We start from the raw sequence: 26,162 nt of genomic DNA on the forward strand, positions 1-26,162 counted from the left end.
ATACCCCGCAACGCAGAAGTGCCCCCCGACCGAAGTCGAGGGGCACTTCCGAGCAAGCAGGTGTTACTTCAGGATCTTCGTGACCGTGCCGGCGCCGACGGTGCGGCCACCCTCACGGATCGCGAAGCCGAGGCCATCCTCCAGGGCGATCGGCTGGATGAGCTCGACCGTCATGTCGGTGGTGTCGCCGGGCATGACCATCTCGGTGCCCTCGGGCAGCGAGATGACGCCGGTGACGTCGGTGGTGCGGAAGTAGAACTGCGGGCGGTAGTTCGTGTAGAACGGGTTGTGACGGCCACCCTCCTCCTTGGACAGGATGTACGCCGTGCCCTCGAAGTTGGTGTGGGGCGTAACCGAACCCGGCTTCACGATGACCTGGCCACGCTCGACGTCGTCACGCTTGGTGCCGCGCAGGAGCAGACCACAGTTCTCGCCGGCCCAGGCCTCGTCGAGCTGCTTGTGGAACATCTCGATACCGGTGACGATCGTCTTCTGCGTCGGGCGCAGACCCACGATCTCGACCTCGGAGTTGATCGCGAGCGTACCGCGCTCGGCGCGACCCGTCACAACCGTGCCACGGCCGGTGATGGTGAAGACGTCCTCGACGGGCATGAGGAACGGCTTGTCCTTGTCGCGCACCGGGTCGGGGATCGACTCGTCGACGGCTTCCATGAGCTCGACGATCGCGTCGACCCACTTCTCGTCACCCTCGAGAGCCTTCAGGCCCGAGACGCGGATGACGGGGGCGTTGTCGCCATCGAAGTCCTGGCTCGAGAGCAGCTCGCGAACCTCGAGCTCGACGAGCTCCAGGATCTCTTCGTCGTCGACCATGTCCGACTTGTTCAGCGCGACCATGAGGTACGGCACGCCGACCTGCTTGGCGAGCAGAACGTGCTCACGCGTCTGGGCCATCGGGCCGTCGGTCGCGGCGACCACGAGGATTGCGCCGTCCATCTGGGCGGCACCCGTGATCATGTTCTTGATGTAGTCGGCGTGACCGGGCGCATCGACGTGCGCGTAGTGACGCTTCGGGGTCTCGTACTCGACGTGCGAGATGTTGATCGTGATGCCGCGCTGGCGCTCCTCGGGAGCGGAGTCGATCGACGCGAAGTCACGCTGCACGTTGGTGGCCGACGGGTACTTGTCGGCGAGCACCTTCGAGATTGCGGCGGTGAGCGTGGTCTTGCCGTGGTCGACGTGACCGATCGTTCCGATGTTCACGTGCGGCTTGGTCCGCTCGAACTTGGCCTTAGCCACTGGGTCCTCCTAGGACATTCGTGTAGATCCTCCGGGCGCTGGATTGCGACCGGTTCTCTACGGGGATTGGTTCTCAGCTTAGTAGAGAGAGTTGAAGTGATTCTGTGTGAAGTTGTGGACCGGCCCCTTCGCCAGCCGAGGGCTCGCCCTGAGCTTGTCGAAGGGGCCGGAAATCGAGCTACTCGCCCTTGTTCTTCTGGACGATCTCCTCGGCGACCGCCTTCGGAACCTCGGCGTAGCTGTCGAACTCCATGGAGTAGACGGCACGGCCGGAGGTCTTCGAGCGCAGGTCACCGATGTAGCCGAACATCTCGGACAGCGGGACATTCGCCCGCACGACCTTGACGCCCGCGGCATCCTCCATCGACTGGATCTGACCACGGCGGCTGTTGAGGTCACCGATGACGTCGCCCATGTACTCCTCGGGAGTACGCACCTCGACCGACATGATCGGCTCGAGGATGACGGGGTTCGCCTTGCGGACGGCCTCCTTGAAGCCCATCGAGCCGGCGATCTTGAACGCCATTTCCGACGAGTCGACATCGTGCGAAGCACCATCGAGCAGGCTGGCCTTGACGCCCACCATGGGGTAGCCGGCGAGCACGCCGACGTTCATGGCGTCCTGGAAGCCCTGGTCGACCGGCGCGATGTACTCGCGCGGGATGCGTCCACCCGAGACCTTGTTCACGAACTCGTACGTCGTCTCGGCCGTAACCTCGAGCGGCTCGATCGCGAACTGGATCTTGGCGAACTGACCCGAACCACCGGTCTGCTTCTTGTGCGTGTAATCGTGACGCTCGACGGCCTTCTTGATCGTCTCGCGGTACGCGACCTGCGGCTTACCGACGTTGGCCTCGACCTTGAACTCGCGCTTCATGCGGTCGACGAGGATGTCGAGGTGCAACTCGCCCATGCCCTTGATGACCGTCTGGCCCGTGTCGGAGTTCTGCTCGACGCGGAACGTCGGGTCCTCTTCGGCGAGCTTCTGGATCGCGGTGCCCAGCTTCTCCTGGTCGGCCTTGGTCTTCGGCTCGATGGCGACCTCGATAACCGGCTCGGGGAACGTCATCGACTCGAGCACGACCTGGTGCTGCGCGTCCGAGAGGGTGTCGCCCGTCGTGGTGTCCTTGAGGCCGATGACCGCGTAGATGTGCCCGGCGGTGACAGCGTCGACCGGGTTCTCCTTGTTCGCGTACATCTGGAAGATCTTGCCGATGCGCTCTTTTTTGCTCTTGGTCGAGTTGACCACCTGGCTGCCCGAGTCGAGGTGACCCGAGTAGACGCGGATGTAGGTCAGACGACCGAAGAAGGGGTGCGTCACGATCTTGAACGCCAAGGCAGTGAACGGCTCGTCGCGGTCGGCGTGACGGGCGATGACGATCTCTTCGTCCTTGGGGTCGTGGGCCTCGATGGCCGGCACGTCCAGGGGCGACGGGAGGTAGTCGATCACGGCGTCGAGCATCGGCTGCACGCCGCGGTTCTTGAACGCAGAGCCACACAGGACGGGGTAGAGCTCCGAGGCGATGGTCATCTTGCGGATGGCGCCCTTGATCTCGGCGACCGTGAGCTGCTCACCACCGAAGTACTTCTCGAGGAGAACCTCGTCGGACTCGGCGACGGTCTCGAGCAGCTTCTCGCGGTACTCGGCGGCCTTGTCGGCGAGGTCCGCGGGGATCTCCTGGATCTCGTACTTGGCACCCATGGTGACGTCACCCTTGGCGTCGCCGGGCCAGACCAGCGCGCGCATCTCGACCAGGTCGATGACGCCGACGAAGTCGTTCTCTGCGCCGATGGGCAGCTGGATGACGAGCGGCTTGGCCTTCAGCTTGTTGATGATCGTGTCGACCGTGAAGTAGAAGTCGGCACCGAGCTTGTCCATCTTGTTGACGAAGCAGATGCGCGGGACGTCGTACTTGTCGGCCTGGCGCCAGACGGTCTCGGACTGGGGCTCGACGCCCTCCTTGCCGTCGAAGACGGCGACGGCGCCATCGAGGACGCGGAGCGAACGCTCGACCTCGACCGTGAAGTCGACGTGACCGGGGGTGTCGATGATGTTGATCTGGTTGTTGTTCCAGAAGCAGGTAACGGCGGCGGAGGTGATCGTGATGCCACGCTCCTGCTCCTGCTCCATCCAGTCGGTCGTGGACGCACCATCGTGCGTCTCACCGATCTTGTGGTTGGTTCCCGTGTAGTACAGGATGCGCTCGGTCGTCGTCGTCTTGCCGGCGTCGATGTGAGCCATGATGCCGATGTTGCGGACCTTGGTGAGGTCGGTGAGCACGTCTTGTGCCACGGGGTTTCCTTACTTGTGGTGACGGATGTCGCGGGAGTGGCCGGCCCGTGCGGGCCGGCCACTGGCGGCGCTGTTTACCAGCGGTAGTGCGCGAAGGCGCGGTTCGACTCGGCCATCTTGTGGGTGTCTTCGCGGCGCTTGACCGCGGCACCCAGGCCGTTCGAGGCGTCCAGGATCTCGTTCTGCAGACGCTCGGTCATCGTCTTCTCACGACGACCCTTCGCGTAGCTGACGAGCCAGCGCAGCGCCAGGGTGTTGGCGCGGTGCGGCTTGACCTCGACCGGGACCTGGTAGGTCGAGCCACCGACGCGGCGGCTGCGGACCTCGAGGGTCGGACGGACGTTGTCGAGCGCCTTCTTGAGCGTCGCGACGGCGTCCTGGCTGTTCTTCGCCTCGACGCCGGCGAGGGCGTTGTAGACGATCGATTCAGCGAGGGACTTCTTGCCATCGACGAGGATCTTGTTCACGAGCTGCGTGACGATCGGGGCGCCGTATACCGGGTCGTTGACGACGGGGCGCTTCGGGGCGGGGCCTTTACGAGGCATGGTGCTTAACCCTTCTTCGCGCCGTAGCGGCTACGAGCCTGCTTACGGTTCTTGACGGCCTGCGTGTCGAGAGCGCCACGCACGATCTTGTAACGCACACCGGGGAGGTCCTTCACACGACCGCCGCGCACGAGCACCATCGAGTGCTCCTGGAGGTTGTGGCCCTCGCCGGGGATGTACGCCGTGACCTCGGTGCCGTTCGACAGCTTCACACGGGCGACCTTGCGCATCGCCGAGTTGGGCTTCTTGGGGGTGGTCGTGTACACGCGCGTGCAGACGCCGCGCTGCTGCGGGTTCGCCTTCAGGGCGGGAGCCTTGGTCTTTACGACCTTCGGCGTCCGTCCCTTGCGAACCAACTGCTGAATAGTTGGCACTTCTTCTCCTTGATGGTGCTGCACGGTGACAGCGAGCGTGTTCTCCGCCCGACGCGATCCGGGGATCTTGTCGGGTTCACGTCGACCCTCCGACGCGCCAGATGACTGTCACGTGTGGTGGGGGTATGCCGTGGGGGAGACCTGTTTGCAGGCCCGTCCCTGAGATGTGGCGTTCGCTGCCCGTATCGGACCGGTAGGCACGGAGCGGAGAACCGCTTCGCGCCCGAGGCACGTCACATGGCGCGCGCGAACGCACACCCACCCATGATACGCCCGGCTTCGGCGTGCGGTCAAACGAGCGCAGCGGCTCTCACACGCCACCAGCGAACAAGAGGGCGACGAGGGCGGCAAGCAGCACCACGACGAGCGCGAGGATCGTGGCGATGAGTGCGGCGAATCGTCGGCGCGCTCGCGTACGGAGAGAGCGGCGGATGCCCGAGGCATCCGGAATCGGATCGTGCTTCGTCCGCTCGCCGACCTCGGCACGCTCGCCTGTCGCCTCGGGCTGTCCCTTGCGCGATCCTCGTACGGGGGCCGCGACCCGGCTCGGGTACGCCGCGACCGCACCGGCAACCGCGGGGGTGGGCTCGGAGGTTCCCGCGGAGGCGCCCCGACGATGCGAACCCCGGCGGACGATGACGGTGTCGTCCGCGTGATCCGTGTCGGCGAGCACGACGTGATCGGGCGGCGCCGGCACGCGGGGGCGGCGCACGGTCGTGTCACCCCCGGGTATGTCTTCGACGACCTCGCCACCGGCACCCGGCGCCCCCGGCGCGTTCGGCTCGGCGGTATCGGTCACTCGCCCTCCCGGCGCAGTCCGAACTCGGCATCACCGAGCAGGAACCGCGGGGTCAGCTGCTCGGGGCAGCCCGCTACGGCGTCCTTCTCCGCGCCGTCCTCACCGATCAGGATCACGCCGTTGGTGGAATCGAGATCCACGATCATCCATCCGTCGGGCGTCAGCTCCATGCGTGCGTGCGTCTTCGAGACCGTCCGCGTCTCATCCGGGATCGAGACGAGTTGCACATCGCCGTCCTCGGGCTCACGGTGCGGGCGCCGCCCGAGAATGACGACGTCCGCCGTCAGCGGCACCGGCGCGCCCAGTGTGGGCACGAGCGTCCAGACCGTCCGACGACGCGCGACGACGATCGTCTCGTCGAACGATTCGTCGAGCTCTTCGTTCCCGGGAATCTCCGGACGCTTGTGCTGGGCGGACACCGACGTGCGCGCCGAACGAGGTGCACCCGATGTCGGTGCCCCCTGGACGGCGGATACCTCGGCGGAAGATTCGTAGGTCAGCTCCGACGAGCCGAGGAACGGTTGGAAGGAAGGCGGGCGGACGGCGGCCGACGCGGCCGGAGCCCAGGGTTCGTTCGACGACCTCGCCGAGACGGGGGGCTCGGCTTGCGGCCTCGAGCCCTCGGTGTCGTCCATGTCTTCGGGAGAGAACGAGGGCCGCGGACCCGGCACTCCCTCCGCCGTGGATGTGCCGTGCAGGAACCCCCGGACCGGGACATCGGCGGTCGACGTATCCGTGCGCCGCGCAAAGGCCGCCGGTGTCGTCTGCATCGTGGATCGGAAGGTGGGCACCGGGGGCAGGGGCGCCGATTCCCGTGCGGTTTCGACGGGCATCAGGGGCGCTCCACCGCGTCCGACCGGCACCGGGACGACGGAGGGATACCCGTCGATCGTGGGGGGCGCGGGGCGCGGGGGCAGATCGGGTCCGCCCGCCGGCCCGTGGGTTCCGAACACCGACGCGAGCGCGGCGCCGCCCGCCGGAGTGGCCGGAGGCGCGGGGGTCGGTGCCTCCGGGGCCCGCCAACCGTCGTCCGCCGCCGAGCGTCGTCGCGCGGGGGTCGCGGCGGCGTTTCCGGGCAGCCACCGCGCGGATCCCCAGCCGACGATGCTCGACCACACGGGGAACAGGAGCGCGCCGAGCACCGTCATGCCCGTACCCAGCCCGAACGACCGGTTGATGCGCTGCAGGGCGATCACCGCCACGACGAAGAACGCACACGTCCCCAGCACGGGCACCACGAGGAGCAGTACGAGCCAGCCGGAAAGGCCGCCGAGGCGCAGGAGGACGACGGTATTGAGAATCGGTACCCACGCCTGCCAGGGCGCCTGCCCCGCCTTGCGGAAGACGGCGGAGAGGCTCAGAGCCACCCAGATGTAAACGACAAGCGTGACGACCAGCGAGGTCGTGATGAGTTCAGTGGTGTTCATGATGGGCGCGAGTCGCCGTCGCGGCGTCGCGTTCTCCTCTCCTGACGACGTGGAGCGCCCGAGGGGGCACTCTTCGGCGAGATCTCCCGGGTGAACGATCTCAACGATACGGCTGCGATGACGGAACGCCATACGCTCTCTCGTGCCGAGAAGAGACGGCGCTCTTCTTCGACGATGCGCCAGAACTCATCCGACTCCGCCGGGGTGACGGCATCCACCGCGAAAACGGCACGATCCGCCCGATCCGCGAGCAGAAGGGCGCGGGGTGTGGCGTACTCCGCCGCCGTCTCCTCCCGCGTCTGCGTGGAGGGCGCGGGACGCCCGTGGTCCACGGCCGCATCGACGTATTCCTCCCAGCCCGCGACCACGCGGGCCGTCGGGTCGTCGCGGTGCCGACGGCTTCGGCGGCGGAGGGCCTTCGCCGCCAGGACGACGGCGAGCGGACCGAGAAGAAGTGTCGCGAGCACGATGACGATGCCGGAGACCCGCAGCGCCGCCCACAGTCCGGTGAGATCCGCGGGGGTCTGATCGTCGCGGACATCGCTCGCGGGTGCGTCCTGCTGCACGGGATCCGGAGGGACGACCTCCTCGGCGTTCTCGGGACGCACCTCGGTCTCGTTCTGGGGGTCTCGCTGGAGCGTCAGATCGGTCTGGGGGGCGATCGTGCTCTGCGGCGTCACGTCGATCGCGACCCAGTCGCCCGCAGCCGATTGCACCTCGGTCCAGGCGACGATGTCTCCCCCGCGACACGCACCGGCGTCGCAGGTGCGGAGCCCCTCGCCCGACGCCAACCGCGCCCCGACCACGACGCGCGCGGGGAATCCGAGTTCTCGCGCGATCAGCGCAACCGCCACCGAGAACTGCTCGTCGTCGCCCACGGCCGCGACGAGCGGCAGGTCGGCGTCGCCCACCTCCGCCTCGCGGTCCAGCAGGGCGCGGAACAGGGCGTCGATCCGAGCGAGCGAGTGCCCCGAGGCGCTCGACTCGAACGCATACCCGGGGATCTCGGTCAACCACGTCGGTGGCGACTCGGGATCGACGGATACGGCGTGCGACAGGTAGCCCCGCTCGCGGAGCAGCTCGACGAGACCCGCGAGGGCGGCGCCGCCGCTTCCCTCGACGTGCTCGGCGACCCAGCGCTGCAGGGACTCGGGTGATTCGACAGCGCCCGCCGGTGCCCCGGGAGCGTCGATCAGACTCAGGTCGACGGCTGGCGGTGCGACGGCGCTGACCGCGTAGACGTCACCCGCTCGCACGCCGCCCTCGGAGACCTGAACCCCTCCCCACGCTTCGCTGCTGTAGTAGAACGAATCGGCGAGCGCAGTCGAGCGCGTTCCCCCGAAGTCGATCGATTGCACCCGTCCGAGCGTCGGCAACCAGATACCCGTGAGCTGTCCAATGCGGATGTCCGCGGTCAGCGGTGTGCCCTCACCGGTGTCCAGCCGGGCCGGCACCCGCACATAGCGGTCGGCGTCGACTTCGCCGCGGGGGTCGACCGCGCGATACGTTTCGCCGTCGTAGTACGACAGCGTCGCCAGTCGCACCCTCGTCGCGCCGCTTCCGCCATCGCCCGGGGACACACCCACGCCGGTGTCCACCCGGAAAAGGACCGCGTCGGAGCGGGGCTCGGTGAAGTTCGTGCGGTACTCGGTGAGTGGGCTGATGGCGCTCGAGAGGGCGGTCTCGGGACCGACGCCCGAACGCAGGACCGTGCGCTCGGCGCCCTGAGCGACGGCCGGCACGATGGCGGCCGCGGCGGCAACGGATACCGCGATCATTCCGGCGCCGAGAGCCATCCGGCGAGCGTCGGATGCTCCGCGCGAGCGCGACAGACGCACCCCGCTCGCGGAGGCGGCGCGGCGAAGCGCACGCGAGCGCTCCGCGTACGTCTGCCAGGAAAGCCAGACGAGGCTCGCGACCAGACTGAGCGCGCCGATCATGGTTTCGACGGGGGCTGCCAGTGTCAGGGGCCCGATCTCGAGCGGCGCGCTCACGCTCGTCCGGCCGAAGAGAAGTCCGAAGGCCACCATCCCCAAGCCCACGAGCACGGCGAGCGCCGAGGTCGGTGGACGCCGCCATGCCAGGAGCAGGGCCGCAGTGATTCCGAAGAGGAAGACGATCAGGGCGGGAACGAGCAGGTTCCGGTACGCGCCGGCGGGAAGTTCGACCGTGAGGAGGTCTTTCCACGCCGTGATGCTCCCGAACAGCACCTCGCCGAGCCCGGTAACGGCCTCGGGCAGGGAGGTCATCCGCGACGGCACGGCAACCGGCACGCCGAGCACCATCAGACTGCCGAAAGCCACGAGCCCGGTGAACCACCCGGGCCACCGGAGCGCGCGCGCCGTGGTCGCGATCGCCGTGCCGACCACGGCGGCGGCGAGCACGAGGATGAGGAACGCGAGCGAGCGGTAGATCGGCCACGCGGCGACGGCGGCCAGCACCGTGATGGTCGCGACGTAGAGGCTGCCCGCAACGATTCGAGCACCGGATCGCGTTCTGCTCCGCTGCCGCAGCGGGCTGCCCACGCGCGCCGTCACGCGCCCGCTCCGCGCAGCATGAGGCTCGCGAGATCGTCGAGCACTCCGATGGTGAGGACGGTGAAACCGCCGATGCCCTGCATCCTCGGGTGCGCGCGTTCGTCACACACCACGGCGATCACGGCGGTGTCGGCGGGGAAGGCCAGAGCCGCGCGACGCAGGGTCGGCGTCGTGACGCGCGACCCGCAGACGATGAGGGCTATCGACAAGTCGTTCTTGGTCTCCGCCGTCAACCGGCAGATACCCTCCAGCGGCATCGTGTTCTCGAAGGCTTCGACGGTGCAGAATCCGTCGAGCAGGGCGCGCGGCGATGCCGCCGAGATGTCACGGATGGCCCGCAACCGTCCCCGCACGACGCGCGGAATCTCCGCCCCCGTCACGACGTCGAGGTCGCGTCCGTCGCGCACCGCCTGCACGCCCAGCGACGCGGCGGCACTGACGGCCAGCTCGAACTCGTCGGCGTCGGCGAACTCCTTCTCGGAAAGGCCGAGCATGACCGCCATCCGGGAGCGTCGCGACTCTTCGAACTGCCGCACCATGAGTTGCCCGGTCTTGGCCGTGGACTTCCAGTGGATCTGCCGGCGCGCATCCCCGGGCGCGTACTCGCGGATGGCGTGGAACGACATGTCCGCGTCCACGAGGCGGCGCGTCGGCTGGCCCTCGAGATCGCGCACGAGACCCGCGCTCGTGGACGGCACAGCGACGGTTCGGGGGTGCACGTACACGCGACGGATGTCGTCCCAGGCGCGCTCGCGTCGGAGGAGCCCCACGGGATCCGTACGGACGGCGGTGGGCGGACCGACCGTGATGATCCCCCGACGCAGGGCCGGAATCGTCAACGGCTGCGCGACGAAGTGCCCGGCGCGCATGAGGGGCACTCCCAATTCGACCAGCCCGTCCCCGACGGGCAGGTCGAGACGACCCGGCAGCGCCGTCGAGCGACCGCGATTTCGTATGACGATCTCGCCCGTCAGCTCACCGCCCACGACAACCCGCTCGTGGGCGAGGCGCACCACGACGTCGTAGGCGCGCGCGCCAAACAGGAAGGGCACGCAGAGCACGAGCATGACGAGGGATGCGAAGCCGGCGACCAGCCACTCGACCCATCCGAAGGCGGCACCGAGACCGAGGCCGAGGGTCGCCGCCGCCAGCACGAGCCAGCCCGCGGGCATGACCGCGCCGCCCGCGCGGTCCGCGACAGCACGGACACCCGCCGCTACCGCGCGGGCCGCCGTCACGACCCACACGCCGGCTCGGGCGCCGCGCTCACCCCGCGCGGTCGTCGTGACGCGCGTGCGCGCCGATGGCCCGGACGACGCCGACGTCCGGGTTGCAGGTGCCTCGTTGCTTACGGTCATCCGGGCTCACGCTGGGTCGGTGGGGCGACGTCGAGCAGAACCTGCCCGATCACGGACTCGGGGCTGACCCCGTCGAACTCGGCCTCGGGATGCAGGATCAGGCGGTGCGAGAGCACCGCGACCGCGAGCGACTTGACGTCGTCGGGCGTGACGTAGGTGCGTCCGCGAGACGCCGCCCGTGTCTTGCTGACATGCGTCAGCCCGAGTGCTCCGCGGATGCTGACGCCCAGGCGAACCTGGTCGGCCGAGCGGGTCGCATCGACGAGGCGCGCGATGTAGTCGAGCACCAACGCATCGATGTACACCTCTTTTGCGATGTCGGCCATCCCGATGAGTGCCTGCGGCGCGACGATCGCCGTCAGCTCGGAGGTCGGGACGGCGGCGCCGCTCAGGATGCGGACGGTCGAGGCGTGGTCGGGGTATCCGAGCGACGTCTTCAGCAGGAACCGGTCGAGCTGCGCCTCGGGGAGGCGGTACGTGCCGGCCTGCTCGACCGGGTTCTGCGTCGCGATCACGAGGAAGGGATCGCCGACCGGACGGCTGATGCCATCGATCGTGACGCTGCCCTCTTCCATCACCTCGAGCAGGGCGGACTGGGTCTTGGGGCTCGCGCGGTTGATCTCGTCCGCCAGCACGATGTTGGCGAACACGGGGCCGGCGTGGAACTCGAAGGCGCCCGTCTTCTGGTCGTAGACCGTGATGCCCGTGATATCGCCCGGGAGAAGATCCGGGGTGAACTGGATGCGGGTGTTGGTGCCCTGCACCGATTGCCCGAGGGCCCGCGCGAGCGACGTCTTGCCCGTGCCCGGGACGTCCTCCAGCAGAACGTGTCCATCGCTGATCATGGCGGTGAGCACGAGCTCGATGACGTGGCGCTTGCCGAGCACCGCGCGCTCGACGTTGTCGGCGAGCTGCGAGAAGGTCTGCGCGAACCATGTCGCCTGGTCCTGGGTCACGCTCATGAGAACGACTCTTTCTTCGGGGTTCGGATGTCGAGGATCATGGCGCGGGCTCCACGGGAGGCTGCTCAACCGGCGGCTCGGGCACGGGGTTGTTCGTGGTGCAGGCGCCGCCGAAGGCCGCGGAAGCGGCAGCGAGACCCCAACCCTGCGAATCCCACGACGCCGTGACCCCGATGTCGCGGACGGACACCGCACCGAAAGGAACGATCCCGACAGCAGGATCGAACACCAGGGCGTTGCCGGCCGCGTCCTCGAAGACGGCCGAGCTGCTATCGAATTCGATATCAGCGCGCCCCTCGGTCGACGAGCCGGCGAGCTGCAACGGCTCGCCCCCGGCGCACGATGCGACCTGCCACGAAGCCTGCACCTGGAACGGCGCGCTGCCCGAGGCGGGCGTGACGGGGGCCCACTCGCTCGATGTACCCCACTGCGTATGCGTGTACCGCACGCGGATCCCGGGGTCGACATCGAAGACCGGGTTCGGCGGGGCGCCCTCGAACTGCGGCACGTTGAGGGTCGGCGCGTCCTCGCTCGACGTCGGCAGATCCCGGATGACCCACCGGGCGCCGTTCGTCTCGACATCCGGTGTCGGCGACACGACGAAGGTATAGCCCTCCGGCGGCGCGGTGCTCTGCACGGCGCGCACCGACTGTTGCACGGACGCCGATCCGAAGGTTTCGCCCGCGAAGCGCGATACGGCGCAGGCGGTGAAGGCGTACTCGAGCCCGTCCGGCACGGTGAACACGGCCGAACCGTCGGCGCTGGTCGGCGAGCACGTCTCGTCGGCGCGCGAAACGCCCAGCCGCAGGGTGGACCCGTCGCCACCGGATGCCGCAGTGGCCTGTGCGTTGATCGTCGAGGTTCCATTGCCGTTGGCTGTCGACGACAGCGACAGCGAGATGCCGGTCGGCGCCCCGATGCCGTTCGCTTGGATCGCAACGGACGCTCCCGACGCGGTGCCGGTGAGGCCGGGCGGTAGCGGGAAGCGGGACTGCGGGGTGACGACGACGGTCGTGGAGGTGTTCGCGCCCACGCGGAAGGACGGAACCGTGAGCGTGTCACGACCGCTCGGCAGGTCGACCACCACCGTCTCCCCGGCCGCGCTGGTGATCTGCACGGAACCGGTCTTGGCCTGGTCGATCCCCTCGATCGCGAGGCTGATCAGACCGCCCTCTCCCCCGGTGACGACGGGGGCCCACGTGACCGAGCGCGGGGCGGCGGGGGTGTCGTACGCCCACGCCACGGTGCTGACACTCGTTCGCGACTCGCCGATCGCGTTGACGGAGACGACCTCGTACGTTCGTTCGGCGCCGTTCGGCGCGGAGATGCTCGGGCAGATCCCCTCGACCGAGCAGGTCGCGACGACCGTTCCAGACGCCGAGCCGGTTCCCGCGCCGGATGCCGAAGACCGGACGACGAACTCGCTCAACGCGGGATACGCCTGGTTCGCGGCGCCGGGATCGATCCGCAGCGTCACCGCACCGTCGGCGTAGGCGACCTGGCGGACGCTCGTCGGGGCTTGCGGATACCCCTGCAGATCGAGCAACAGAGCACCATCGCGCCCACCGCCGGTTGTGCGTCCCTGCGCATCGCGCAGAGTGAAGGACGCTGTGCACGTGGCACCCGGGGCATCCTCGGTCCACTCGGCGAGGACGCTTCCGGCCGACGCGACCGAGAACGTCACGCCGACACACGCACCCGTCGCCGCGACGCCGATGACCTCGAGCGGCGTGCCCGGCAGCGGGTTGACCTCGCCGGCCGCCCCGACGACGGGAATCACACATGACGATCCGCCCGCTTGGGAGCACTGCTGGGCGAGCGTTCCTCCGACGGGCAGCGACGATGGCACCGCGCCGACCCGCAGCAGCAAGCGCACGGGTTCGACTCCCGTGTGGCTCGTGATCGAGACGGTGATGGCCTCTTGCGTGCCGGGCACGGCACGGTCGGTGCCCGTTATCGTCAGCCGTCCGTCTTCCGCGTCGATCACGAACGACGACCCGGTGTACTCGATCGCGTAGGCGATCCGATCCCATTCGTCACGGCCCTGCCAGCTCGTGAGCGTCCGCAGATCGAAGTCGGCGCTGGCTCCGGGCGCAATCGTCAATGCCCCGCTGCGGAGCTGAGGCTGCGGAGCCACGGCGAGCACGCGGATCGGGACGGCGACGACGCTCCACTCCTGCGTACCCGCCAGACGCACCGGCACGTAACACGCATCCGCCCACGGCGCAGCCAACCCCGCCTCGTAGCGGACGGTCGTACCCGAGACGAGTTCGCACGATCCCTGCGGCCGCGCACCCGAGGCCGAAACGTCGGGCGAAACCTGCAGCCTCGTACCGTCCGGAACGGGAACGAGTCCGGCCATATCGATGTTCTTCGAGCGCCCCTCGGTCACTTCCTGCGCGCTCGCGCCGCCGCGCAGGGCGAGCTTGACGTCGCGCTCGCCGGGAATACGGAGGAAGCCGTACGTGGTGACGGGGCCGGATGCACCCTCACCGGTGAGCTCGAACGCGATGATCCGACCCGTCAGCGGAAGGGGCCCCGAGATCGTCGTGCCGTCGACCTCAAGGTCGGCGGGCGCACCCCACAGCGACAGCGTGAGCCCCGAGATCTCGCCACCCGTCCAGCGAACTTTGCCCGAGACCACGTCGACGCCCTGCACGAAACCGTCCCGGGTCTCGGCGGTCAGCACGGTATCGGCGACAACGGGATAGTCGGGCACCGCCTCACGCACGACCCGGACCACCACCAGTCCGCGCGCGGTGTTCCCCGAGTCGCTCTCGACGTCGTACAGGAACGACATCGTGCCCGGCTCCGAGCTCGCCGTCACGGCGATCGTGGCTTCATCGACGGTCCGGACGAGACTCTCGAGCCGCTCGTACTCGTCGCTCGCCGACCCATCCTCGAGCGTCGGGGGCAGATCGGGCTGGACGCCCGTCACGCGCAGCGTGCCGCCGGTCGGGTCGATGTCGTTCGCGAGGGGACTGACATCGATGACGTTCTCTGTTCCCACCTGCACCTGGACGTAGTCGGTGAAGGTCACGGGACCGGGATTGGACTGGCCGTCGAGGACGCCGACGCGGACCGTACCGCTGCCCGTCGCGCCCGAGGCATCCACCACCCGGTAGCGGAACGAGACCTGCCCCCGGAAGCCGGCGACGCTGGAGTAGACGATGGACGCGCCATCCGCCGAGATGGATGCGGCCCCGGAATCCGGCTGGCTGAGCACCGCGTCCAGGGCGACCGCGTCGCCGTCGGGGTCGACGCCGAACGAGTCGAACGGAATGGTGGTCGTCTGCCCGCTCAGCACACGCCCCTCGAGGGTCTCGGGGAGCGGATCGCGGTTGGCGTCGTCGGATTGGACGGTTATGCGCACCTCGGCCGTGTCGGTCAGGGCCGGCGCGCCCGTCGCGTATACGCCGTACTGCACGACGTACTCGCCCGGGGTCTCGGGGGCGAGATAGCGCAGAACTCCCCCCGAGGCGAAGGCAAGACCCTCGGAGGTCGACGACACGACCGCGGCCGGGTTCAGCGTCAGACCCGACCCCGACGGGGCGACATCGTTCGTGAGCACCGGGATGTCGACCTGCGCGCCCTGTCGGACGACGACCGAGTCGCCGACGGCGATGGGGGCGAGCTCGGGCGCGGGGGGCAACAGATAGACGGTCGCCTCGCCGACGACGCGCGCCCCGGCATCCGACGTTCCATCACTCACGACGTACGAGACGGTGCCGAGCCGGCCGGGATCGCCTGTTGCCGTCGTTCCCGAGACGCGCATCGAGTTCTGTCCGACCACGTCGACGCTGAGCGATGCCCCCGCGTCGATGCGGGGAACCGCATCGCTCAGCAACAGCACCCGCCGCGTGGGGTTCGAGACCGCCGCGAAGACATCGACGGTCGCGTCTTCGCGCGGGTGCACAAACGCGACGACGGGGGCCGTCGCCAGCTGCGCGGCCGCGTCGTCGGCGAGCAGAGTGATGCGCGCCGTGCCCGTGACCTCGCTCGTTCCGTCGCCGACCGAGAAGCTCACCCGGTACGTGCCGGGCTGCTCTGCCGTGATGTCGAATGCGGTGCCGCCGGGGGTCGCGACGACGCTGGCGGGGGCATCGTCGAGGACGCGCACAGCAGTGAGTGTCAGCTCACCCGCCGTTCCGGTGACGTGCGGAGAGACATCGACCGTGAGTCCCGCGCCGACCGTGTCGACGACGGCGAAGGATTGGACCTGCAGCCGCGGCCCAGTCGAGACGCGGACCGTCAGCGGCTTGGTCGCGACCGCCCCGCGCGTATCCGCGACGGTGACCTGGAGCTCGATGAGCTGCGCGGCACCCGAGCCGTCGTCCGCGTGCTGGTAGACGACCTCGCCGGAGGGGGAAGCCGTCACCACGCCCACTCCGGAGGGATTCTCAACGGAAAGCAAGAGCAGCGGGTCCCCGTCGGGATCGACCCAACCGGTCAGCACGGGCACCGAGACCGTGCCGCCCGTCGCAACCTCGGGCGTCGGCCATTCGGCCAGGCATCCGACACTCCCGCACCACTCCGGCGCGGCGTTCGCCGCCTCGGGTTCGACGGTGAGCGCGACGGTCGTCGGCTCGGAATAGAGGCCGTCGACGGCCGTGCCGTCGCTGACGCGGTACGTGAACGAGCCCGAGCCGCGCGCGCCGTCGGCGACCCGGACGGCGAGCCGCTGCCCGCTGTCGATGATCGTGATCTCGCCGAACCCGGGGTCGAGCCCGCTGACCGATGCGGGATCGATGCTCAGCACGTCTTCGTTGGGATCGTGATCGTTCAACAGCACGGGCAGCACGACGAGCGCTCCCGAACGCACGCCGAACGCGTCCGGCTCGGCAACCGGGGGCTTCGGATCGAGAACGACCGGGGCCTCTTCCTGCGCGTCTTCTATCGTCGGATCGACGCGATCATCGAGCGACCAGTCCTGGCTCGTCGCCACCAGCTGTCCGTCGGGGAGGGTCCACACCCATCCGGAACGTGTCTCGTTCAACGCCACGACGCCCTCGCCGAGGAGGAAGGACGGGCGGCGCTGGTCATCCAGTTCGAGGCCGGCGTAGTCGAGCACGGACTCCCCCGCGCTCGAGTTCCACAAGACGCCCCCGCCCGAGGGCGCCAGCCAGGCGGCGTAGGTCGTGCCGTCGACCGTCACGGGTCGCGCGGGGGTGCCGAGCACCTCCTGTCCGGTGCCGAGCTCGCGGATCGCCGGCGCTCCGCTCACGTCCAACCGCACCAGACGTGTCTCGTCCGCGAGGTACACGGCGTCCGCTGAGGTGGACGGCCGGCTGATCACGCGACCGCTGAGGGTATCGGTCTCGATCGGCTCGGCCGCATCTTTCCGCCAGGCCAGGCCCGTGTCGAGGTCGACGACGAACCACACCCCCGAAGCCGCCGAGATCGCCGGGTCGGTCGCATCGATCACGGCATCATCGACCCCGCGGATGGTGCGGGTGCCGATGTCGTACCGCAGGACGGCGCCGCCCTGCTCCGAATAGCTGTACAGGATGCCGGCATCATCGACCGCGATCGCATCGGCCGCGTATTGCGGCCCCTCTTCGGAGTCATCACCCGAGCTGTCGTCCGGATCCACCTGTGTGGGCGCACTGTCGCTCAGCCGGCCGACCCACACAGCGCCCGTGTCGGTGAGGTACGCCACGAAGTCGCCCGCGACCGAGACATCCGTCGTCCCCTCGGGAGTTGACGGCGAGTCACGCAGAGCCTCGTCGTCGAGGTCGACGGGAAGCGCTTCATCGACCCGGGTCACCTTGCCGAAGCTCTCGGAGAAGAGGTACGGCCCCGAGCTGCCGCCCTGCGCAACGAGCGTCGGATCCGTGACGGTCCGCACCGTGTCGAGCTCGCCGATCGCCGTGTTCACGCGCGCATACCGACGACCATCGCCCGTCTGCAGCGCCCAGACGGACGTGTCGACCGACGGGGTCTCGCGCGCGTCGAGTCCGGGCCAGACGATGCCGATCCCGATGACGGTCGCGAGGGCGGCGACCGTGGCAAGGCCCGAGATCAGCCGACGCCGGCGCGGCATCAGAAGCCTCCCGCCCCGAACAGCGCGCCGAGCGCACCCGCGATGACCGCGACCGCCACGACGACCGCCGCACCCACGACCCAGGGCCACTTGCGTGCGGGCGCCGCGCTGCCCGAGAAGTTCGTGCTCGAGATATCCGTGTCCTCGTCGCGCGCGAGCGCCGCCACACCGCGGCGGGAGGGTGCCTTGCGCGTCGTGTCCTGGGGCACCCAGGGCCGCGCAGGGCCGCGCAATCCGGCATCCGCGAAGTCGACGGATGTCGTGGGCGCCGCCCACTCGTCCACGGCGACTTCCAGCGGGGTCTGGTCAAGACCCAGCTCGGCCTGGACACCGCGCAGCGCCTCACCGAAGGGAAGCGCGCCCGCGTATCGCCGGTCGGGATCGCGGTTCATCGCGGTGGCGAGCGCCTCTTGCAAGGACCCGGGGACGTCGGCGCGGGTGAGCGGCGTGTAGTTCGCGTGCGCGATGCGGCGTCGCAGGTGCTCACGCGTGTTCTGGCCCTTCTCCCGCCGCTCGAACGGGCTGTGCCCGGCGAGCAGCGAATAGACCGTCGCACCCAGTCCCCAGACCTCGCTCGCGATCGTGCCCGAGGTCTTCTCGGTGATCACCTCGGGCGCGCTCCAGGGCACACTCATCGCCAGCATCTCGTCGGCCTGGCTGCGGGCGAGTGACGACGAGATCCCGAAGTCGGCCAGCACGGGTGCCCCGAAGCTCGTGACGAGGATATTGCTCGGCTTGATGTCGCGGTGCACGAGCCCGGCGCGGTGCGCGGACTCGAGCGCGCTGGCCATCTTCACCCCGATCGACAGCGCCTCCGCCACCGGGATCCGCTCGACACGGTAGCGCTGCGAGAGCGAACCCGGGCAGTACTCCATGACGATGTAGGGACGACCCTCGGCCGAGACGCCCGCCTGGTACACCGTCACGATCGACGGGTGCGCGGACAGGTGCGCCAAGACATCCGCTTCCGAATTGAACATGCGCAGCAGATCGGCGTCTCGCACGTCGCTCGGCAGGACCTTGACGGCGACGTTGCGACGCGGCATGTCCTGTTCGTACAGGAATACGTCGGCGAAACCGCCCGAACCGAGCGGCCGCACATAGGTCAGACCGGGCAGGATGGGGGGCGCGGACGGCAGCCTTTTGGCCACGAGCTGTCCCCCAGACTGCATTCCCCGGCGGCGCTCCTGAAAGGATGCGCGCGCCGATGCCCTCAACCACCTGAGACGCTCACTGCCCCCGCACTGATGAACGCCGCCCTTGCGACCGCGAGGGTTCCACACATGCTAACAAAGTGCAACCCTCGGACGGCCCGCCGATCCACAGCCTCTGACCGCTGCGGGCAACGGGTCTAGGCGTCCGGGCCCGGGGCCGGAAACGGGGGCATACCGGGATCGAACGGCGCATCCAGCGACTGCGACAGCTCGGCGAGCAGGGCGTCGACCTGGGGTTCGACGTAGCGCGTGACGGCCGCCTGGATCCGCAGTCGATGATGGAGCAGGATGGCGCAGACCTCGCGGCCGATCAGGTTGGCGTAATCGTCGGCCAGCCCGACCTCTTGGCGCAGGGCGGCTTTCGCCGCGTCGGTCAGAGCGGGCAGTGCCGGGACCTCGGCGTCGACCTCTTGCGCCAGTCCCGAGATCGTGAAGAGGAAGGGCGCTCCCGCGACGGGATCCGGATCCATCGGAAGACCCTCGTACTCGGGTTCGAGACCCTCGGCCGGGCGATAGCTGCGCGCCCGGTTACGGGCGGCCTGCTGATCGAGTTCGGCCTGCAGCATCGGCAGGTTGAGCGACGTGTACACGGCCACAGCTTGGTCGACGATCGCCTTGATGCGGGTCGACAGTCCGTGCTGAACGGCATGCGGAACGTCGGAGCCGAGGCCCGCCGCCGACAGCACCGGCGACCCGAAACACCGGCGACAGGGAGCGACCCTGCCGCGGTGCGTGGAGGGTTCCCAGCGCGGCAGCCAGCGCAGCCAGGCGTCGACCGCCCCGCTGACCTGCGTCTCCAAAGACCGCTCCACGGGACCAACGGTAGTACCGGGATGCCGCGACATGACAGACATCCGCGTATCGGCGCGCTCGTGGCGCCCTTCTCAGTCGTCGTTGCGCTCCCACGGCCACCGCGCGCCACCGGGTCCGGCGCGAACGACCGCGAGCGCGGCCGCGGCCGACACGATGCCCGCGACGGCGATCACGGGCATCGGCCACGAGACCGCAAGCCCGGCCGCGACCCCGAAGGCCCGCAGAGGGTCGATGCCCGAGACGAGCGCGCCGACGGCGACACCGACCACGTAGCCGAGTGCCGCGGTCAAGCCCGCGAGCACCGCCATACCGATGCTCGCGCGCCGCACCAGGGCGGTGTACGTGACAGCCGCGAAGCCGATCATCGCGAACACCGTGCCGAGGATGCCGGGCAGTTGCGTCATCCCCGATTCGGAGATGACGGAAGCGTTGAGCGCGAGGCTGACGACCCCGAGACCTGCGATCAGGAGCGCAACGAAGCCGACCGCAGCGAACGCCAGGATCGTCAGCGAGCGCCGCCGATCGGCCGCGCCCGCCTCATCCATGTCTAGCCCTGGGCGGAACGAGCCAGCGTGGGGCCTGCCTCGAGGGTCCGCTCGTACTCGCGCTGCGCCTCGAGGTTCAGCTCGCTCACGCGGCGACCGCGCGCGGCGACCCACGCCCCGAACCAGATCGTGAGCTCGCGCCCGATGACGAAGGCAGCGAAGGCGAGAGGTGCAACAAGCTGCGCCTCGACGAGGTCCGCGCCTTCAGTCCGAGTGAGCTGCCAGAACGGTGCCTGGAAGAGCTGACCGACCAGGTGTGCGCCGTAGGCGACGAACCCGATGAGCAACCCCCAGACGACCCAGTGCGCCCAGCGCCCGCGGTTGATGATCGCGCCGAGCAGCCAGAAACCGATGAAGAAGACGGCGGTCGTGATCCACAGCCACCACGACGTGAGGCCTTCGATCGCGGAATCGACGACGGTATCGAACGTGAGCGAGCGATCGAGCAGGCCGATCGCGAGGGCCGCACCCAGGTACAGCACCGCGAAGCTGACAGCCGCCAGCAGACCGATCAGGCCGGCCGCGGCACGGTTGCCGCGCGGGCGGGGCGGCTCAGGAGCCTGCACGAAGATCGGCTGGGGGCTCGCGAAAGCTGCCGGGGCTGCGGCGGCGGGCGCAACGTACGCCTCGGTTGCGGGCTCGCTCGCCGTCACCGGAGCCGGCGCGGCGAGGGGGGCGGCGAGACCGGAGGACGCGTATGCCGTGGTCGGAGCGTCGGAGCCGGACGCATAGGCCGTGGTCGGCGCATCCGCGTCGGCCGTGGCTGCGGCATCGGCGGGCTTCGCGTCTGACGAGTCGGGCGTCGCCGCGGCCTCGTACATCGCATAGTCGATGTCCTCGCCTCGCGATGACGTCGACTCGCCTCGCGATGACGTCGGGGTGATGTCGCGCTGAGCGGCTTCGGCGTCTGCCAGGCCCTCGTGTGCGCGGCCCACGACGTCATCCACCGGCCGCGGGTCCTCGACGGGTGCGCCGGGCTCCTTGCTGGCGTCGCTCATGGGTGTGCTCCTCACGCGGGGACGGTCAACCCGCCCGGTCTCTGCGGGGCGCTCCCCGCGGGGCTCAGGCTACCCCGGTGTCGCGGCAAGGCCGGGCAGGCATGCCGTCGTGTTTCGGATGCCCTTCATCTGGAGCGCGAGAGTGCCCGTTCCTGTTGCCGAGAGTGCCCGTTCCACGCGCGACAGTGCCCGTTCGGCGCTTCCAGACAGGGTGCGCGAACGACTCACTGCCACACGCGCGCCTCGGTGCTCGCCTGATCGAACGGGGGGCCCGGGAACGTCCGTATAACGGCGAGCCAGCGCCCGCCCCTCAGCACATGGGATTCCGCGGCGGACGTGTCACCGGCCGGGAGATCACAACGGACGCCATCCTCCAGGGGTGTGCACACGAATCCCGTCGCGGGTAGGACGCTCTGCGCTGTTTCCACGGCGGAGGCACTGACGTCGGCGACCGTGACCGTGGCTGTGCCCGCGCCATCCGTCCAGGCGCAGCCGAGCGTGATCTGCGCGCCGAGAGCCTCCGGCAGGCCCGCCACGGAAGACGGCGGGTATCCGATCGACTCGTCGAGGGATGTGCCCTTCGCGGCCTTGAGCTGATCCCACAATGCTCTCGGGTAGAGGTCACCGCACGTCGTGGGCGCTCCAGCCTCGTCGTCGCTCGCGGGTGGCGGCGGAGTCTCGGTGAGAGATGGCGTCGGCTCGGGTACCGACGCCGCAGGCCGCGGGTTCAGCGCACCGTCGACGACACCCCCCGTCCATGCGAGCACCACCGGCGTCATCGGTGCGGCAAGCCAGACGAGGCCCGCGACGACCGCGAGGCTCACGAGACCGACGAGCCACGCGAACGCCGTGTTGCGTCCCCCGATCTTCGCCACCCGTGGCCTCCTGTCCCGCCTGCCCCCTAGCCCCGAACGTTCCCCGCGCCCAGGCTAAGCCTCTGCCGCGACGTAATCCGTTCGCAACGCGGTGGACCACGCGACCAACGGGCACCCTCGCGCGTGGACCGGGCACCCTCGCGGTCGGGAACGGGCAACCTCGCGGTCGGGAACGGGCACCCTCGCGGGGGCGGGCGCGCAAAAAGGGGGCCCGCCGAAGCGGACCCCCTTTCTTGGCACTACTTAGTTGTAGGTACCGGGCGTGAAGTCATCCGTCGAGAAGCTGTCGAAATCGACGAACCCGAGGTCGGCTTCGGAGTAGACACCGTCGGACGCGAATACCCGGTTCGGGTAACGCTCGCTCTTGGCCTCTTCCGTCGCCTCGACGACCACGTTGCGGTACTTGCCGAGGCCGGTACCCGCCGGGATGAGCTTTCCGATGATGACGTTCTCTTTGAGACCCATCAGGGGATCGCTCTTACCCTGCATGGCCGCTTCGGTCAGCACGCGGGTCGTCTCCTGGAACGAGGCGGCCGACAGCCACGACTCGGTCGCCAGCGACGCCTTGGTGATACCCATCAGCTCCGGACGACCCGACGCGGGGCGCTTGCCCTCGACGACCGTCTGGCGGTTGATGTCGATGAAGCGACGCGAGTCCACGAGCTCACCGGGCAGCAGCGTCGTGTCGCCGTGGTCGACCACGGTGACCTTCCGCAGCATCTGGCGAACGATGACCTCGATGTGCTTGTCGTGAATCGGCACACCCTGCGAGCGGTATACACCCTGGACGCCGTTGACGAGGTACTTCTGCACCTCGCGGGCACCCTGGACACGCATGATGTCCTTCGGGTCACGCGTACCGACCTGCAGTGCCTCGCCGACCTCGACGTGCTGGCCGTCCTCGACCAGAAGCGTCGCACGCTTCAGGACCGGGTAGACCTTGGGCTCGTCGCCGTCATCGGGCGTGATGATGACCTTCTTCGCGCGATCGGTCTCGTCGATCGTGATGCGACCAGCGGCCTCTGCGATGGGCGACGCACCCTTGGGGGTACGGGCCTCGAAGAGCTCCTGCACGCGGGGCAGACCCTGCGTGATGTCATCGGCCGAGGCCGAACCACCGGTGTGGAAGGTACGCATCGTGAGCTGCGTTCCGGGCTCACCGATCGACTGGGCCGCGATGATGCCGACGGCCTCTCCGATGTCGACGAGCTTTCCGGTCGCGAGCGAGCGGCCGTAGCACTTCGCGCAGACGCCGACGGCCGAGTCACAGGTGAGGACGGACCGCACCTTGATGGACTCGACGCCCAGCTCGATCAGACGGTCGATGAGCACGTCGCCCACGTCGTCACCGGCCGAGGCAACAGTCTCGCCCTTGCCGTCGACGACGTCGGAGGCGAGCGTGCGAGCGAACACCGAGTTCTCGACGTTCTTGTCGCGCACGAGCACACCGTCGGCAGCCGGGGCGGCGATCGTGTACTCGAGGCCCTTGCCGGTGCCACAGTCATCCTCGCGGATGATGACGTCCTGCGAGACGTCCACCAGACGACGGGTCAGGTAACCCGAGTCGGCGGTACGCAGAGCGGTGTCGGCGAGACCCTTACGGGTACCGTGCGTGGCGATGAAGTACTCGGCGACCGACAGACCCTCACGGTACGACGAGATGATCGGGCGCGGGATGATCTCACCCTTGGGGTTGTTCACCAGGCCTCGCATACCCGCGATGTTGCGGATCTGCAGCCAGTTACCACGAGCACCCGACGACACCATGCGGTTGATGGTGTTGTCTTCCGGGAAGTTCTCGCGCATCGCGACCTGCACCTCGTCGGTGGCCTTGGTCCAGATGTCGATGAGTTCCTTGCGGCGCGCGGAGTCATCGATGAAGCCCATGTCGAAGTCGTCCTGGACCTTCGCGGCGTCCTTCTCGTAACGTCCGACGATCTCCGCCTTGTTCGGCGGCGTCAGGATGTCGGAGAGGGCGACCGTGACACCCGAACGGGTGGCCCAGTAGAAGCCGGCGTCCTTGATGCGGTCGAGCGTCGCTGCAACCTCGGCCGGGTACTCCTCGGCGAGCTTGTTGACGATCTGGGACAGCTTGTTCTTGTCGGCGACGTCGCGCACGAAGGGGTAGCCCTTCGGGAGCGTGTCGTTGAAGATCGCCTGTCCGAGCGACGACTCGACCAGGCCGTGACGCTCGTAGCCCTCGGGCGCTTCGCCCTCGAGGAACGACAGTCCCGGGATGCGGATGCGCACGACGGCCTGCAGGTCGAGGGTTCCCTCGTCCTTGGCCAGGATCGCCTCGGAAACCGAACCGAACGCGCGTCCCTCTCCGGCAGCACCCTTCTTGACCGTGGTCAGGTGGTGCAGGCCGATGATCATGTCCTGCGAAGGCAGGGTGACCAGACGACCGTCGGAGGGCTTCAGGATGTTGTTCGAGGCGAGCATCAGGATGCGCGCCTCGGCCTGGGCCTCGACCGACAGCGGAAGGTGGACGGCCATCTGGTCACCGTCGAAGTCCGCGTTGAACGCGGCACAGACGAGCGGGTGCAGCTGGATCGCCTTGCCCTCCACGAGCTGCGGCTCGAACGCCTGGATACCCAGACGGTGGAGCGTGGGCGCGCGGTTGAGCAGCACGGGGCGCTCGCGGATGATCTCTTCGAGCACGTCCCAGACCTCGGGGCGCGTGCGCTCGACGGCGCGCTTGGCGGCCTTGATGTTCTGCGAGTGACCGAGATCGATCAGGCGCTTGATGACGAACGGCTTGAAGAGCTCCAGGGCCATCTGCTTGGGCAGACCACACTGGTGCAGCTTCAGCTGCGGGCCGACGACGATGACCGAACGGCCCGAGTAGTCGACGCGCTTGCCGAGCAGGTTCTGACGGAACCGACCCTGCTTACCCTTCAGCATGTCGCTGAGGGACTTCAGGGCGCGGTTGCCCGTACCGGTCACGGGGCGACCACGGCGGCCGTTGTCGAACAGTGCGTCGACGGCCTCCTGCAGCATCCGCTTCTCGTTGTTGACGATGATCTCGGGGGCACCGAGGTCGATCAGACGACGAAGACGGTTGTTGCGGTTGATCACGCGGCGGTAGAGGTCGTTGAGATCGGATGTCGCGAAGCGGCCACCGTCGAGCTGCACCATGGGGCGAAGCTCCGGCGGGATCACCGGGACGACGTCGAGCACCATCGCGGCGGGGCTCATGCCCGTCGAGAGGAACGCGTTGACAACCTTGAGGCGCTTGATCGCACGGATCTTGCGCTGGCCCTTGCCCTCCGAGATCTGCAGGTGCAGGTTCTCGGCCTCGGCGGCCAGGTCGAACGCCGCGAGGCGACGCTGGATCGACTCGGCGCCCATGTGGGCCTCGAAGTACAGGCTGTAGCGATCCTGCAGCTCCTGGAAGACGTCGTCTTCCGGCTTGAGGTCGCCGACCTTCAGGTTGCGGAAGTCCTCCCAGACGCGCTCGAGACGGGTGATCTGCTCGTCGAAGCCCTTGCGGACCTGACCCATCTCCTTCTCGGCGGCGTCCTTGACCTTCTTCTTCTGGTCGGCCTTGGCACCTTCGGCCTCGAGAGCGGCGAGCTCGGTCTCGAGCGTCTGCAGGCGCGTCGCGATGCGGGAGTCCCGCTGGTCGCCCAGCGTCTTCAGCTCGAGGCGCAGCTCGTTCTCGAGCTGCGGCATGTCGGCGTGACGAGCGTCGTCGTCGACCGAGATGACCATGTACGCCGCGAAGTAGATGACCTTCTCGAGGTCCTTCGGCGCCATGTCGAGCAGGTAGCCGAGGCGCGAGGGGACACCCTTGAAGTACCAGATGTGCGTGACGGGCGCGGCGAGCTCGATGTGGCCCATGCGCTCACGACGAACCGAGGACTTGGTGACCTCGACGCCGCAGCGCTCGCAGACGATGCCCTTGAAGCGGACCCGCTTGTACTTTCCGCAGGCGCACTCCCAGTCACGGCTGGGTCCGAAGATCTGCTCTCCGAAGAGGCCATCCTTCTCGGGCTTCAGCGTGCGGTAGTTGATGGTCTCGGGCTTCTTGACCTCGCCGAAGGACCAACGACGGATGTCGTCGGCGGTGGCGAGACCGATGCGAAGCTCGTCAAAAGTTGTTACGTCGAGCACGTGTTC

Annotated in this window: 16 protein-coding genes; all 16 read right to left on the minus strand. The window is 68.6% G+C overall.

The genetic code is table 11. From position 1 onward, the window contains the following. Window positions 1-63: 63 nt before the first annotated feature. The 16 genes from tuf to CGU34_RS14010 all read right to left on the minus strand — a co-directional run bounded on the left by tuf (window position 64) and on the right by CGU34_RS14010 (window position 26,156). Window positions 64-1,257: an elongation factor Tu gene (tuf, locus tag CGU34_RS13935; protein ID WP_036299944.1), complete on the minus strand. Its 1,194-nt coding sequence runs from the start codon at window positions 1,255-1,257 to the stop codon at window positions 64-66. A gap of 178 nt (window positions 1,258-1,435) precedes the next feature. Continuing rightward, window positions 1,436-3,550, minus strand: a complete 2,115-nt coding sequence (fusA, locus tag CGU34_RS13940) for an elongation factor G (protein WP_100814425.1) — start codon at window positions 3,548-3,550, stop codon at window positions 1,436-1,438. A gap of 74 nt (window positions 3,551-3,624) precedes the next feature. Beyond that, on the minus strand, window positions 3,625-4,095 hold the full coding sequence (rpsG, locus tag CGU34_RS13945; protein ID WP_100809897.1) for a 30S ribosomal protein S7: 471 nt from the start codon (window positions 4,093-4,095) through the stop codon (window positions 3,625-3,627). 5 nt (window positions 4,096-4,100) lie between these two features. Continuing rightward, window positions 4,101-4,469 (minus strand): 30S ribosomal protein S12, encoded by a 369-nt coding sequence (rpsL, locus tag CGU34_RS13950; protein WP_036299939.1) that lies wholly within the window; start codon window positions 4,467-4,469, stop codon window positions 4,101-4,103. Window positions 4,470-4,779: 310 nt separating this feature from the next. After that, window positions 4,780-5,268: a hypothetical protein gene (locus CGU34_RS13955; protein ID WP_036299937.1), complete on the minus strand. Its 489-nt coding sequence runs from the start codon at window positions 5,266-5,268 to the stop codon at window positions 4,780-4,782. After that, window positions 5,265-6,695 carry a DUF5684 domain-containing protein gene (locus CGU34_RS13960; protein WP_100814426.1) on the minus strand — a complete coding sequence of 477 codons (1,431 nt, stop codon included), beginning with the start codon at window positions 6,693-6,695 and terminating at the stop codon, window positions 5,265-5,267. The genes CGU34_RS13955 and CGU34_RS13960 overlap by 4 nt, the downstream gene beginning before the upstream one ends. Then, complete coding sequence (locus CGU34_RS13965) at window positions 6,692-9,232, minus strand: transglutaminase domain-containing protein (protein ID WP_100814427.1); 2,541 nt, start codon at window positions 9,230-9,232, stop codon at window positions 6,692-6,694. The genes CGU34_RS13960 and CGU34_RS13965 overlap by 4 nt, the downstream gene beginning before the upstream one ends. Then, on the minus strand, window positions 9,229-10,590 hold the full coding sequence (locus tag CGU34_RS13970) for a DUF58 domain-containing protein (RefSeq protein ID WP_100814428.1): 1,362 nt from the start codon (window positions 10,588-10,590) through the stop codon (window positions 9,229-9,231). Before CGU34_RS13970 ends, CGU34_RS13965 begins: the two co-directional genes overlap by 4 nt. Next, a complete protein-coding gene (locus CGU34_RS13975) occupies window positions 10,587-11,552 on the minus strand; it encodes an AAA family ATPase (RefSeq protein WP_036299502.1) in 966 nt (321 codons plus the stop codon). Before CGU34_RS13975 ends, CGU34_RS13970 begins: the two co-directional genes overlap by 4 nt. Window positions 11,553-11,589: 37 nt before the next feature. Beyond that, complete coding sequence (locus CGU34_RS13980) at window positions 11,590-17,595, minus strand: Ig-like domain-containing protein (RefSeq protein ID WP_198517814.1); 6,006 nt, start codon at window positions 17,593-17,595, stop codon at window positions 11,590-11,592. Then, window positions 17,595-18,746: a serine/threonine-protein kinase gene (locus tag CGU34_RS13985; RefSeq protein WP_100814522.1), complete on the minus strand. Its 1,152-nt coding sequence runs from the start codon at window positions 18,744-18,746 to the stop codon at window positions 17,595-17,597. The genes CGU34_RS13980 and CGU34_RS13985 overlap by 1 nt, the downstream gene beginning before the upstream one ends. A 200-nt stretch (window positions 18,747-18,946) precedes the next feature. Next, a complete protein-coding gene (locus CGU34_RS13990) occupies window positions 18,947-19,621 on the minus strand; it encodes a hypothetical protein (protein ID WP_036299513.1) in 675 nt (224 codons plus the stop codon). A 72-nt stretch (window positions 19,622-19,693) separates the two neighbouring features. After that, on the minus strand, window positions 19,694-20,167 hold the full coding sequence (locus tag CGU34_RS13995; protein ID WP_051513632.1) for a hypothetical protein: 474 nt from the start codon (window positions 20,165-20,167) through the stop codon (window positions 19,694-19,696). Between the two features lie 2 nt (window positions 20,168-20,169). Then, on the minus strand, window positions 20,170-21,165 hold the full coding sequence (locus CGU34_RS14000; RefSeq protein WP_036299498.1) for a hypothetical protein: 996 nt from the start codon (window positions 21,163-21,165) through the stop codon (window positions 20,170-20,172). Between the two features lie 224 nt (window positions 21,166-21,389). Further along, a complete protein-coding gene (locus CGU34_RS14005) occupies window positions 21,390-22,040 on the minus strand; it encodes a hypothetical protein (RefSeq protein ID WP_051513630.1) in 651 nt (216 codons plus the stop codon). Window positions 22,041-22,283: 243 nt separating this feature from the next. Then, window positions 22,284-26,156 (minus strand): DNA-directed RNA polymerase subunit beta', encoded by a 3,873-nt coding sequence (locus tag CGU34_RS14010; protein ID WP_100814429.1) that lies wholly within the window; start codon window positions 26,154-26,156, stop codon window positions 22,284-22,286. Window positions 26,157-26,162 lie beyond the last annotated feature (6 nt).

This window comes from Microbacterium lacus, assembly GCF_002812805.1.
In the GTDB taxonomy this organism is placed as follows: domain Bacteria; phylum Actinomycetota; class Actinomycetes; order Actinomycetales; family Microbacteriaceae; genus Microbacterium; species Microbacterium lacus_A.

Bases quoted from the DNA above. Each gene is read 5' to 3' on its own strand.
- CGU34_RS13960 (WP_100814426.1), bottom strand. From the start codon at position 6,695: ATGAACACCACTGAACTCATCACGACCTCGCTGGTCGTCACGCTTGTC.
- CGU34_RS13980 (WP_198517814.1), bottom strand. From the start codon at position 17,595: ATGCCGCGCCGGCGTCGGCTGATCTCGGGCCTTGCCACGGTCGCCGCC.
- rpsG (WP_100809897.1), bottom strand. From the start codon at position 4,095: ATGCCTCGTAAAGGCCCCGCCCCGAAGCGCCCCGTCGTCAACGACCCG.
- CGU34_RS13975 (WP_036299502.1), bottom strand. From the start codon at position 11,552: ATGAGCGTGACCCAGGACCAGGCGACATGGTTCGCGCAGACCTTCTCG.
- CGU34_RS13970 (WP_100814428.1), bottom strand. From the start codon at position 10,590: ATGACCGTAAGCAACGAGGCACCTGCAACCCGGACGTCGGCGTCGTCC.
- CGU34_RS13995 (WP_051513632.1), bottom strand. From the start codon at position 20,167: ATGGATGAGGCGGGCGCGGCCGATCGGCGGCGCTCGCTGACGATCCTG.
- CGU34_RS14000 (WP_036299498.1), bottom strand. From the start codon at position 21,165: ATGAGCGACGCCAGCAAGGAGCCCGGCGCACCCGTCGAGGACCCGCGG.